Here is a 12,081-nt window from a genome sequence, read left to right as displayed (position 1 = left end):
TACCAGTGCAATTAAGGGTTCACCCGGGCGGCGGCCCAGAGTACAGATCACATCAATGCAGCGCTTCCTGTCGCAGTCCTGAGATACCTTTCAGTACCGGCCACGTCGCGATGCTGTTAATTAAGTGATGCTCTGATAATAAAATGATGCCCCTGGCGCGTAATTGTTGTGGCGTCTGCGCGGTATCTCCTCCGGTCAGGAGGAAATCCGCGAGATCGTTATAAAATCCTTTTGCATTATTATATTTCCCGGCCAGTATCCGTCTGGCAATCTCAACAAATTCTTTTTCAGATAACAAAGGATAGGTTGAGCGATCCATGTTATGTCCCTGCTGTTTTTATTATTAAGTACTGCTGTGTGTGAAGGAGTTATACCGTGTTTTATTTAAATTAACACCATAAGAAAACTCCTATAAATCGACTGCAGGAATAAATGGTTTCAGAATATGGATGTGAATATATAAATTCTGATCTTTACAATTTATTAGTTTTTTTCCACCTTTAATGGCGCTGCAAAGTTGAACAAGTCAGCGCACAGGAAAAAACAGAGATAAATCAGAAGCACTCAGCTCTCGCCAGTCCGGCACGACCAGGAATTTTCCCGGTTACGACGCTTTAGCCAGACTGGTGAATGGTGCGAAAATGCGCTTTGCGCGCGGTGAAACAGTTAAACACCGCTGCGCGAAAAAAATGCTGCTTTTTAACGATTACGTCCAGCGGAGGATAAAGGGTGGCTGGTGGGATAATGCATTGATTCTAATGGGTTAACAGATGAAGGAGGCGCTCAAGATCGCGTTTTACCCAGGCAACATCCCCGGCGAACTTCTCGTCAGACATCAGCGGCTGGCGATAAACCACCATGACGACTTCGGCACCCTGCTCGTTGGCAATGACCCGCATCGGCATATAAATCTCTTTACCGCTGCCGGTGTCGATCCAGTGATCCATCACGCCAAACGGGTTATAGGGAGTGAAACGAATCTTCACTGTGCCTTCCGGGCCTTTCGCTTTCCAGTACTGGCCTTCCTGCGTCAGCGTTCTGCTGCTCAGGCCGCTGGCCCACTTCGCAAAACATTCGGGTTTCCAGATGGTTTCGTACAGATCTAACCAGTTACGGGGAATGGTGAGCGTCACTGTCTGAGATGGCAGCATGGAGCCTCCGCGGGGCAGGTAAACGACAAATTAAACCTGAAACATCGCCTGTCACCTTAACTGAAGGTCACCGGACTGCAAATGGCCCGGTGACGGAAGTGTGCTGCAACAGCGTTTTCTGTCAGATAAAACGACCGCGGCCCTGAATGTCATGCAGTCCGGCGCTGCCGTCGGGCTGACGCAGCACGAAGCGATCGGATTGCGCCACCACCGCGCAGCTGTGATTAGGGAAGATGCGCAACAGGGCGCCAACTGCAGGCGCATGTTCGCCGTAGGTTAAAAAGCCGTGCTCTTCCGACAACTTCTGCACTTCATACTGATGGCCATGCTTGTCCACCGCGATGCCGAAACCGCTGGCATTGGTGCCGTGCGGGCCTTTGTCCGAGCTCAGCATTTTGGAGCCAGCATCAATGATGGCGTAATAAGGATTAACGGCCACCACGCGCGTCACGACCGTTAACGCCAGCGCATCCGCCTCACACAAGCCCAGACGCCAGGCAGTGAGATCCAGCAGGGCATAATTGCCGGGACGAATTTCATCGCTGCCAGCGGCTACCGGTGCCGCCAGCGCCGTGGGCGTGGAGCCAACCGAGACGGGACAAGGGGCAAAACCGGCATCCAGCAGCCGCCGTTGCAGGTCACGCATCAGCGCGATCTCCTGCTGCGCCACCTCAGCTATCGCCGTGGCATGACCCGCAGCGTACGCATGACCCGCATGCGAGATCAGCCCGGCGAAGGGCAATCCGCTGGCGACAATCTGCTGCGCCAGCGTCAGCGCGCTATCGCTATGCGGATCGACGCCAACGCGATGCAGACCCACATCCACTTTAATTGCGATCGCCAGCGCGCAGTCCGGCTGCTGCTGATGGGCGGCGGCAATGGCGCTCACGCCCGCCGCGCAATCTGTGATGCAGGTAATGCGTGCCTGATGCTGTTCCGCCAGCTGCAACAGTTCGGTCAGCGCGGCGGCGTGCACCACGGGATAGGCCAGCAGCACATCGCGTGCCCCGCCGTGCACAAAAGCCACGCCTTCGCTCGGTTTCGACACGGTAATGCCGCGCGCACCCAGCTGGCGCTGCTGTTCAGCGATCCAGACGCTTTTATGGGTTTTGATGTGGGGACGCAGCGCGACGCCGGCGGCATCGGCTTTCTGTTGCATCAGTTGCAGGTTACGCTGCAGGCGCACAGCATCAACTTCCAGGTAGGGCGTAAGCCGGTCGGCGTGCAGCGGTCGCAGCCAGCCTGCTGTCTCAGAGTGTTCCATTATAATAGTCCGCAGGTTATGTCTTGGTGCGGACTATCATTCACGAGCGCCGGTTAGACGTAAAGTGAAGCTTCGCCTGGCGGACGGGTTTTAAAGCGGCGATGCAGCCACAGATATTGCTCAGGCGCGCGCAGAATTTCTTTCTCAATCACCCGATTCATGTACGCCGCGGCGGCCGCTTCATCATCATGCGGGTAGTTTTCCAGCTGCGGCTGAATGATCAGCTGATAGCCGTCTTTGCGCGCATTACGAATCAGCACGATGGTCAGCATCGCCGGTTTCGCCAGCCGCGACAGCACAAAGGTGCCATTAGTGGTGGCCGCTTTCTCGACCGCGAACAGCGGAGCAAACACGCTGCCTTTCGGGCCGTAGTCCTGATCCGGCGCGAACCAGACGGCTTCGCCCTGTTTCAGCGCCTGAACCATGCCGCGCAGATCGCGTCGATCAATCATTGCTTTATTGGATCGCATGCGCCCTTTGGTTTGCGCCCACTCCATCGCCTGATTATTGTGCGGGCGATACATGGCCATCATCGGCTGGCACAGTCCGGTGATACGACCGCCCAGCTCCAGCGACATAAAGTGCACGCCAATCACCATCACGCCGCGCTGCTGGCTCTGCGCATGCTGAAGATTGGCGATGCCGTGCACCTGAAACAGTTGACGCACGCGCGCATCGGACCAGAACCAGGCGATGCCGGTTTCCGCCAGCGCCATGCCCAGCGACTCAAAATTGCCGGCAATCATCACCTCTTTCTCGTCTTCATTAATGTGCGGGAAGCAGAGTTCGATGTTACGCCGCGTGATGCGTTCGCGCCGCTTCAGGAAGTGGCGTGATAGCCGGCCCGCTGTCGCACCCAGCCGGATCAACATTGGATAGGGGAGCTGCACCAGCAGCCAGAGCACTGCCAGCCCGAACCAGGTAAACCAGTAGCGGGGATGCAAAAGTTTGGAACAGAACTGCCCGGTTTTCTTCATAGCGCCTTCATGTCAGGAGTGAATGTAACGCGCGAAGAAGTCGGTCCATGGTTCCCGGTGCGGTACAACTGTAGTTATTACGACCGCCACTTTAGCAAATAGTGCCGTATAAGATATGTAAACTCTGCAATCTTCAGGATTCAGATGATTGATAGATCGTGCACTAACTGGCGTGAGAATGAAATCGGATTGGGTTTAAACTGCGTAAAAACAACAGGTTGCTGGATTGGCTGGCCAAATTTATATGTCATTTTCGGTCAGTAACAGACACAGTTGTTCATCATTCAGGCAATAATCCTTACATTGCGAAAATTAAATATTGGTCTACCACTGCAACTGGTAGCTTCTGCAAGCCAGTTTCAGTCACAGTAGTGTCCATTTGACGCTAAAAAAGCCATGATCAGACACTATTGTGTCTGTGTGGAAGCGTTATAGCTCAATCAGGCTTACCCTATGGCTACGGTGTGCGGCAAAATTTCACCGCATACCTGCGGCAGGCCGTAAAATCGTGCCATCCAGCAACCAGGCGCTATACAAACCGGCGTAATGGCTGCTGTTAGCAAGGAAGGATAAAGCCCTGAGCAGGGCTTTACAGAGATAAGCGTTACTCGATGTTCTGAATCTGCTCGCGCATCTGTTCGATCAGCACCTTGAGCTCAATCGCTGAGGCGGTGATGTCCGCATTGATCGATTTCGACGCCAGCGTGTTCGACTCGCGGTTGAACTCCTGCATCATAAAGTCGAGGCGACGGCCGACGGCTTCTTTCTTCTTCAGAATGTTGTAAGTCTCTTTCACGTGCGCATCGAGGCGATCCAGCTCTTCGGCTACATCAATACGCTGGGCCATCATCACCAGTTCCTGCTCAAGGCGATTATTCTCCAGCTGAACCTCAGCTTCTTCCAGCTTGCTCACCAGACGCTCGCGCTGCCATTTCAGCACTTCTGGCATCTGCGCACGTACTTTACTGACCTGCTCGGTCACGCCCTGCAGCCGCTGTTCGATCAGCGCTTTCAGCGCGTTGCCTTCACTTTCACGCGCAATGATGAAATCGTCCAGCGCGCCATCCAGCGCCGCCAGCAGTTCAGCGTTGATGGCGTCCAGATCCTGCTCCTGCGCGGTCATCACGCCCGGCCAGCGCAGAATATCCAGCGGGTTAATTGCGCCTTCATCACTCTGCATCTTCACCCAGTTCGCCGCCTGCACCAGCTGTTTAGCCAGCGACTCATTCAGCTGCAGCTCACCCTGGGCGCTGGCATCGGCGTCGAAGCGCAGGTTGCACTCGATTTTGCCGCGCGTCAGGCGGTTGCGGATGCGTTCGCGAATCACCGGCTCCAGGCTGCGAAACTGCTCCGGCAGGCGGATGTAGGTTTCGAGGTAACGCTGGTTGACGGAACGCAGTTCCCAGGCGGCGCTGCCCCAGCTGCCTTTGGCTTCACGGCGGGCGTATGCGGTCATACTGCGGATCATAAGCTTCTACTCATTCAGGAAATGTTCTTCGAATTATAGCGAGGGTGGCTTGTGCATGGTAGATAAATTCATGGGGGATATTAGGGCTGTATTAATAATGAAAAATCTTAATTTATAAATGATTAATTTATTCTTCATTAATTATAACCAGGCAGGAGTTGATTAATAATTAAGTTAAATATATTTAAGATAATTGCTTTTTGTGTCGCCTGTTACGCTGTTACTGAGTGTGTTTAGTCAGGTCGATTTGTTTTGAGGTTATTATGTGGCTGATTAATAATTAGATATTATTCAACCCGGAAAGCAGGACGCTTGAAAATAAAGGAAAGGTGACTTTACAACTCAACGCGAGTGCATCACGCTGTTTGTCATTATTCTTGCATAATCCCGGGGATGTTATTAGCCGTGAAGCGCTGTTGAGAGAAGGATGGGGAAATCAGGGGGTACTTGTCACGGATAATTCGCTGCGCCAGGTTCTGTCAACATTACGCAAACAATTTTCACATTTTAATATTGAAGGTGATTTGTTTGTTACGATGCACAGGAAAGGTTACAGGCTAAATGAAGACATCATTGTTAAAAAACTTATCCCTGTCATTGAAACTCATGATGAAAAACCATTGGCCGTTCTGGATGCTAATAAACTTTTGAATGTAAAGGCCAGAAGCTATTGGCATTTATTTAATAGACATTGGCCTGATTGTGAATCTGATTTCATGATTATTACACATGAAGCGAAATGACTCGTTGTGTCACGGTTCGGATAACGAGTAAAAATGTTGCTTTCTCTCCCGGTATTTATCTGAGGCGCGTGGAGGTGCTGATTTGATGTTTTTTTAACAATATAAAAAATATACCCATGACATTTTTAGCGCTGCATCAAACCATGCTCCTGTAGCGTCAATAGCCTGCCTGGCGGTTTTTGCTCCAACCTTGATTTACATACCTAACAATGGAGGCTCATCCTATGACCTTCCTTTAAACTTAATGACGGCTGGGCTTCTGGCATTATTTGTAACGGGAATTTTGTTAACGTGAAAGTTCCGCTTTGCGATGCTCCTTGATGATAATGATATGACGCATGCACAGTTATTCATGTTATTTTGCATAGCTCTGGCCGTTCTTTTGCAGGAAAGTGACCATGCGCTTGTTTCTGGGGTTTTTCGCTTTTTGAATCTCGGCTTTATTTTTATATTATGGCTGGTACTTAATCAGGTTCCCCAGCTTCGTAATCAACAAATCACTTTGTTAACCGGAATCGTTTTATTCGCGGTTTTACAGTCTGTTCTTTCTATTCTTCAGGTAATTTTTCCCACATGGTTACACTCTTTGCTTGAATTCAAGTTTAATCCCTCAGCTATCAGGCCTTATGGTATTTTTCAGCAGGTTAACGTTTTGGCGAGTTTCCTAGGATTTGTGCTAGCATTGTCGATTATTTTTATAATCAGCGCACCGCAGGTTCGTATTAAAATAATAAAAATTATATTTGTTATTTTTTTAGGTGCTGTCATTGCAAGCGTTGTACGCTATCAAATATCTTTGGGAACCAGAGAGTATACCGGCTCAAATACGTTACGCTTCGAGCTGTGGTTACATTCGGTAGAAATGATTCTGGCGAAGCCGTTTAGTGGTTGGGGTTTTGGTTCATTTGAACATGAGTTTGCCAGAATACGCATGGACGCGCACGCCTATAAAAATTCTTTCGATGTTGTTCATCCTCATAACGAGATTCTTTATTACTGGATTGAAGGTGGGATGTTGGCCTTTACAGGACTGATGGCCATTTTAATTTCATGGTTTTTGCCGTTTTGGAAACTGAGAAAGAATGTTGAGCGACAGCTTTTGTGGAGTCTTACCCTTCCTGTCGTTTTGCATACCATGCTTGAGTTTCCCCTCTATCAATCTTTGCCACATTTGTGGTTGCTATTACTGTTAGGTCATCTGGCGCTGCGTTCATCAGAAGACAATGCCACTCCTTGTGTTTGTAAAGAAAAGCGGAGACATTTTTCATTGCGGCTGACACTGGCCATGCTGACTCTGGGCGTCTCCGTGTTCTTCTTCAGCGGCCTGCAGACCAACGCGCTGCCCACCCAGGCGGAGCGCGGTCAGTTCCTCTCCTATCCTTCACGCGATCAGCTGTGGAATCCGTGGATTCAGGGCGAGCGCTATGAGTTCGGTGAAATGGTGCATTGCCTGATGCGCTACAACCAGACGCGGGATGAGCGCCTGCTGGCGCGCTTTGTGCAGCAGTCTTCCCTGTGGCTGGAGCGCCATAACGATCTCAACGTGTTCCGGAATGCGGTGATGATTGAGTGGCATCTGCGTCACTATCAGCGCTCGCGCAGGCTGCTGCGTCAGGCACTGACCCTCTATCCGACAGATGAAAGCCTGCTGCAGCTGAAAGCAAAAATGATGACGGAATGGTCGTCCGCGGCCTATGCTGTGACAGATGAGACAGGCAACTTCTGAGGCTAAGATGTTGAATAAATGGATGAGGCCGCTGGGCTTCGCCATGATGTTAAGCGGATGTCAGACTTCTCCGCCCACTCCGCAGGTTATTCCGCCGCACACCGCGCCCGTGGCCGTGTGCGGGGCCGGCGAGATGATGATGCAAACCACGCTGTGGTTTGACCTGCCGTCCTCCGCTAGCAGCGCAGCGGGCTGGTCGCAGTTTGCTGAACGCGACATCACGCCGCACTTTCCCTCGCCGCTGACGATTTACGATGGCCGCGGCCCGCAGGGCAATCGCAAGGTACTGGTATTGCTTCATCCGGCGGATCGGGCCAGCTCCGAAAGCATTAACGCGCTGCGCGACAAGTTTAAAAATCGTTTTGCGACACAACCGGTAACGCGTATCGACTCGCTGGTGTGCGCGGCGCTGTAACACGCGCTGCCTGCACGCGGGCAGGACAGCCGCCTGTGAAGTCCGTATAATGCGCAGCCAAACCCAAGCAAGCCGGAGAGAAACCATGCGTCCAGCAGGCCGTAGCACTTCTGAAGTGCGTCCCGTCACCCTCACTCGTCACTTTACCAAACATGCGGAAGGCTCGGTTCTTGTCGAGTTCGGCGAAACCAAAGTCCTGTGCACCGCGACCGTTGAAGAGGGCGTGCCGCGTTTTCTCAAAGGCAAAGGTCAGGGCTGGGTAACCGCAGAATATGGCATGCTGCCGCGTTCGACGCACAGCCGTATGGCGCGTGAAGCCGCCAAAGGCAAGCAGGGCGGTCGTACGCTGGAAATCCAGCGCCTTATCGCCCGCTCGCTGCGTGCGGCGGTTGATCTGCAGGCGCTGGGTGAATTCACCATCACGCTGGACTGCGACGTAATTCAGGCCGACGGCGGCACGCGCACCGCGGCAATCACCGGTGCCTGCGTGGCGCTGGCGGATGCGCTGAACGCGCTGGTGGCAGCCGGTAAACTGAAAGCCAGCCCGCTGAAAGGTATGGTGGCGGCGATCTCGGTCGGCATCGTGGCCGGTGAAGCGGTGTGTGATTTAGAGTATGTTGAAGACTCCGCCGCTGAAACGGATATGAATGTGGTGATGACCGAAGATGGCCGCATGATTGAGGTGCAGGGCACCGCAGAAGGCGAGCCGTTCAGCCATGACGAGTTGTTGCAGCTGCTGGCGCTGGCGCGCGGCGGCATTGAGCAGCTGATTCAGGCGCAGAAAGCGGCGTTAATTGATTGATGTAACAGGCGACCACAGAGTCGCCTTTTCTTTATTTGAGGAGTGAGAAATGAAAGCCTGGCAGCGTCAGTTTATTGAGTTCGCCCTGAACAAAGGGGTATTGAAGTTTGGTGAGTTCACCCTGAAGTCCGGCCGCAAAAGTCCCTATTTCTTTAATGCCGGTCTGTTCAATACCGGGCGTGATTTAGCGCTGCTGGGCCGTTTCTATGCGCAGGCGCTGGTGGATGGCGGCGTCGATTTCGACCTGCTGTTTGGCCCGGCCTACAAAGGCATTCCAATTGCGACCACTACCGCCGTGGCGCTGGCCGATCATCATGACCGCGATGTGCCGTACTGTTTTAACCGTAAAGAGGCCAAAGATCACGGCGAAGGCGGTTTACTGGTGGGCAGCCCGCTGCAGGGCAAAGTGATGCTGGTCGATGATGTGATCACCGCCGGCACGGCAATTCGTGAATCGATGGACATCATTAACGCCCACAATGCTACGCTGGCCGGCGTGCTGATTTCACTCGACCGCCAGGAGCGTGGCCGTGGCGAGATTTCCGCGATTCAGGAAGTGGAGCGCGATTATCAGTGCAAGGTCACCGCGATCATTACGCTGAGCGAGCTGATTGATTACCTGGCGGAGAAGCCAGAGATGGCCGATCATCTGGCGAAGGTGAAGGCGTATCGCAAAGAGTACGGTATTTAAGGTTTGCCGCGGTCGCCATTAATGGCGACCCTACAGTCGCAGGATGCCAGGTCACAGGGTGCGCATTGATGCGCACCAGGTGGCGAAGGTCGGGGCGTATCGCAAAGAGTACGGTATTTAAGGTTTGCTGCGGTCGCCATGAATGGCGACCCTACAGTCGCAGGATGCCAGGTCACAGGGTGCGCATTGATGCGCACCAGGTGGCGAAGGTCGGGGCGATTGCAAAGAGTACGGCATTTAAGGTTTGCCGCGGTCGCCATGAATGGCGCCTCTACAGTCGCAGGATGCCAGGGCGTAGGGTGCGCATTGATGCGCACCAGGTGGCGAAGGTCGGGGCGTATCGCAAAGAGTACGGCATTTAAGGTTTAGCGCGATATTCAGCACCGCACGATAGCGTAGCGGCGCAATTTATTGCGCAATGGATCGCGCCGCTACAAATCCGCTGTGCGTATTAAACCAGCTGTGCTGCAATCAGCGGCCAGCGGCTGTCGAAATCGGCGGTCGGACGATAGCGGAACTCCGAGCGCACATAGCGTGACAGCAAACCTTCGCAGAACGCCAGCAGCTGGCTGGCGAGCAGCGTCTCATCGGTCTGGAAACCTTCGCCGTCGCGCATCTTCTTCTCTTTCATCACCTGGCGCAGCTGAACTTCGATACGCTCAAACAGCTGATTAATGCGCCCCTGCAGACGATCCTGTTCAAACATCAGCGCGTGGCCGGTCAGGATGCGCGTCAGCCCTGGATTACGCTCACCAAATCCCAGCAGCAATTGCACGATCAGGCGCAGGCGCGCCATCGTCTCTTTTTCATCTTTCAGGATCAGATTGATGCGGGTAATCAGACTGTCTTCAATAAACTCAATCAGGCTATCAAACATGCGCGTTTTGCTGGGAAAGTGGCGATATAACGCCGCTTCCGAAACGCCGACATTGGCGGCCAGCTTGGCGGTGGTGATACGCTGACTGCCATCGCCCGACTCCAGCATTTGCGCCAGCGCCTGCAAAATCTCTTCGCGACGATTCCGTTTCGCGACTTTTTTTTCTGCCATGACCTTCAACACCCCTGAAATTCACCAAAAACAGGCAATACTGCCTTATCTGCCACAGATAAAGCGGCCTGTGGCGACAAGAAATAAAAAGATGGCTATGCGAAAAGTGAGCGTATTACTGACGGCCAGAGTGACCGAAACCGCCTGCGCCGCGATCGCTGGCGTCAAAATCTTCCACCAGGTTAAATTCGGCCTGCACCACCGGTACAAACACCAGCTGGGCCAGGCGATCGCCAGGCTGCAGCGTGAAGCTATCCTGGCCACGATTCCACACTGAAACCATTAGCTGGCCCTGATAGTCGGAGTCAATCAGCCCTACCAGGTTACCCAGTACGATGCCGTGTTTGTGACCGAGACCGGAGCGCGGCAGGATTACGGCAGCCAGTGACGGATCGGCAATGTGAATCGCCAGGCCGGTCGGCACCAGCGTGGTCATGCCCGGTGCGATTTCCAGTGCGTCATCAAGGCAGGCGCGCAGATCGAGACCCGCGGAGCCAGAGGTCGCATAGGTGGGTAGTGGGAATTCCTTGCCTACGCGCGCATCAAGTATTTTTACGTCGATTTTTTTCATCATAACGGCTGACAATCTCGTCTATTAATTGTTGGCCAAGGAGCGTCTTATCACTGAGCGGTAAGACTTTCTCTCCCTCCTGCCAAAAAAGGTGAAGAGCATTGGTGTCGCTATTGAAGCCCTGCCCGGCCTGCGCCACATCATTGGCGCAAATCAGGTCCAGGTTTTTCCGCACCCGTTTTTGCCGCGCGTATTCTTCCACATTCTGGGTTTCGGCAGCAAATCCCACCACGAAAGGGCGCTGCACTTTGAGCGCCGCGACGCCTGCGACAATATCCGGGTTCTTCACCAGCTGCAGCGTGACGTTATCATCGCCACCCTGTTTTTTAATTTTCTCTGCGGCAATGTTTGCCGCCCGGTAGTCTGCCACGGCTGCGCTGGCAATGAAAATATCTTGTTGGCTGATTTGCGCCATCACCGCCGCTTCCATCTCCAGTGCGCTGTTGACATCAATACGCGTCACGCCGGCGGGCGTGGCTAAGTTCACCGGACCGGAAACCAGCGTCACGTTTGCGCCGCGCTTCGCCGCAGCCGCGGCAACCGCATAGCCCATCTTGCCGGAGCTGTGATTACTGATATAGCGCACCGGATCCAGCGCTTCTCGGGTTGGACCGGCGGTGATCATAATGTTGAGATGTTGCAGATCGTTGACGGGCGCGGCCCACTCCAGCGCATGCGCAACGATGGCCAGCGGGTCCAGCATGCGGCCCGGGCCGATATCACCGCACGCCTGGCTGCCGCTGTCCGGTCCCCAGATCAGCACGCCGCGCTGCGCCAGACGCTGCAGATTCTCCTGCGTGACTGCCGCGCGGTACATCTGCTGGTTCATGGCCGGCACGATGGCGACCGGTGCCGCGCTGGCCAGGCAGGCGGTGGTGACCAGGTCGTTTGCCATGCCAGCGGTAATGCGCGCAATCAGATCGGCGGTTGCGGGCGCAAGCACAATCAAATCGGCCCATTTTGCCAGTTCGATATGGCCCATTGCCGCTTCGGCCGCCGGGTCGAGCAGGTCATCAAACACCGGATAGCCGGAAACCGCCTGCAGGCTGAGCGGCGTAATAAAGGCTTTGGCCGCATCGGTCATCATCACGCGGACATCCGCGCCGCGATCGCGCAGGCGGCGCACCAGTTCCGGTGCTTTATAGGCCGCGATGCCGCCGCTGACGCCCAGCAGAATTTTTTTTCCGGCTAATCCCATCATGTTGTTTGCCTCACTTCAACGCAG

General features: G+C 53.8%; 13 protein-coding genes. 5 read left to right on the top strand and 8 right to left on the bottom strand.

From position 1 onward, the window contains the following. Positions 1 to 52: 52 nt before the first annotated feature. From H7K56_RS19540 to H7K56_RS19520, 5 genes are all read right to left on the bottom strand, one after another. Positions 53 to 319 carry a hypothetical protein gene (locus H7K56_RS19540; RefSeq protein WP_058771008.1) on the bottom strand — a complete coding sequence of 89 codons (267 nt, stop codon included), beginning with the start codon at positions 317 to 319 and terminating at the stop codon, positions 53 to 55. A 436-nt stretch (positions 320 to 755) separates the two neighbouring features. Next, positions 756 to 1,151: a hypothetical protein gene (locus H7K56_RS19535; RefSeq protein ID WP_058771009.1), complete on the bottom strand. Its 396-nt coding sequence runs from the start codon at positions 1,149 to 1,151 to the stop codon at positions 756 to 758. Between the two features lie 121 nt (positions 1,152 to 1,272). Beyond that, a complete protein-coding gene (locus H7K56_RS19530; RefSeq protein WP_182689042.1) occupies positions 1,273 to 2,415 on the bottom strand; it encodes an alanine racemase in 1,143 nt (380 codons plus the stop codon). Positions 2,416 to 2,468: 53 nt separating this feature from the next. Next, entirely contained in the window at positions 2,469 to 3,392 is a 924-nt protein-coding gene (gene lpxP, locus H7K56_RS19525) for a kdo(2)-lipid IV(A) palmitoleoyltransferase (protein WP_150361009.1), read from the bottom strand. Between the two features lie 604 nt (positions 3,393 to 3,996). Then, the gene (locus tag H7K56_RS19520; RefSeq protein WP_021507096.1) at positions 3,997 to 4,860 is read right to left on the bottom strand and encodes a YicC/YloC family endoribonuclease; all 864 of its coding nucleotides are present in this window, start codon (positions 4,858 to 4,860) and stop codon (positions 3,997 to 3,999) included. Positions 4,861 to 5,189: 329 nt separating this feature from the next. On the opposite strand from H7K56_RS19520, the gene H7K56_RS19515 reads away from it, so the two are divergent. The 5 genes from H7K56_RS19515 to pyrE all read left to right on the top strand — a co-directional run bounded on the left by H7K56_RS19515 (position 5,190) and on the right by pyrE (position 9,237). After that, positions 5,190 to 5,603 carry a winged helix-turn-helix domain-containing protein gene (locus H7K56_RS19515; RefSeq protein ID WP_170264758.1) on the top strand — a complete coding sequence of 138 codons (414 nt, stop codon included), beginning with the start codon at positions 5,190 to 5,192 and terminating at the stop codon, positions 5,601 to 5,603. Positions 5,604 to 5,934: 331 nt separating this feature from the next. Further along, the gene (locus H7K56_RS19510; protein WP_170264757.1) at positions 5,935 to 7,329 is read left to right on the top strand and encodes a PglL family O-oligosaccharyltransferase; all 1,395 of its coding nucleotides are present in this window, start codon (positions 5,935 to 5,937) and stop codon (positions 7,327 to 7,329) included. A 133-nt stretch (positions 7,330 to 7,462) separates the two neighbouring features. Next, a complete protein-coding gene (locus H7K56_RS19505) occupies positions 7,463 to 7,744 on the top strand; it encodes a DUF3574 domain-containing protein (protein ID WP_249042727.1) in 282 nt (93 codons plus the stop codon). 85 nt (positions 7,745 to 7,829) lie between these two features. Next, on the top strand, positions 7,830 to 8,546 hold the full coding sequence (gene rph / locus H7K56_RS19500; RefSeq protein WP_021507082.1) for a ribonuclease PH: 717 nt from the start codon (positions 7,830 to 7,832) through the stop codon (positions 8,544 to 8,546). Positions 8,547 to 8,595: 49 nt separating this feature from the next. After that, positions 8,596 to 9,237, top strand: a complete 642-nt coding sequence (gene pyrE, locus H7K56_RS19495; protein WP_021507081.1) for an orotate phosphoribosyltransferase — start codon at positions 8,596 to 8,598, stop codon at positions 9,235 to 9,237. 451 nt (positions 9,238 to 9,688) lie between these two features. On the opposite strand, the gene slmA is transcribed toward pyrE, so the two are convergent. The 3 genes from slmA to coaBC form a co-directional block, all read right to left on the bottom strand. After that, positions 9,689 to 10,285, bottom strand: a complete 597-nt coding sequence (gene slmA / locus H7K56_RS19490) for a nucleoid occlusion factor SlmA (RefSeq protein ID WP_021507079.1) — start codon at positions 10,283 to 10,285, stop codon at positions 9,689 to 9,691. Positions 10,286 to 10,400: 115 nt separating this feature from the next. Then, positions 10,401 to 10,859, bottom strand: a complete 459-nt coding sequence (gene dut / locus H7K56_RS19485; RefSeq protein ID WP_031279631.1) for a dUTP diphosphatase — start codon at positions 10,857 to 10,859, stop codon at positions 10,401 to 10,403. Next, a complete protein-coding gene (gene coaBC / locus H7K56_RS19480; RefSeq protein ID WP_104094253.1) occupies positions 10,828 to 12,057 on the bottom strand; it encodes a bifunctional phosphopantothenoylcysteine decarboxylase/phosphopantothenate--cysteine ligase CoaBC in 1,230 nt (409 codons plus the stop codon). The genes dut and coaBC overlap by 32 nt, the downstream gene beginning before the upstream one ends. Positions 12,058 to 12,081: the final 24 nt, after the last annotated feature.

This window comes from Pantoea dispersa, from assembly GCF_014155765.1.
GTDB classification, from domain to species: domain Bacteria; phylum Pseudomonadota; class Gammaproteobacteria; order Enterobacterales; family Enterobacteriaceae; genus Pantoea; species Pantoea dispersa.
This window is presented reverse-complemented; position numbering and strand designations above follow the sequence as displayed.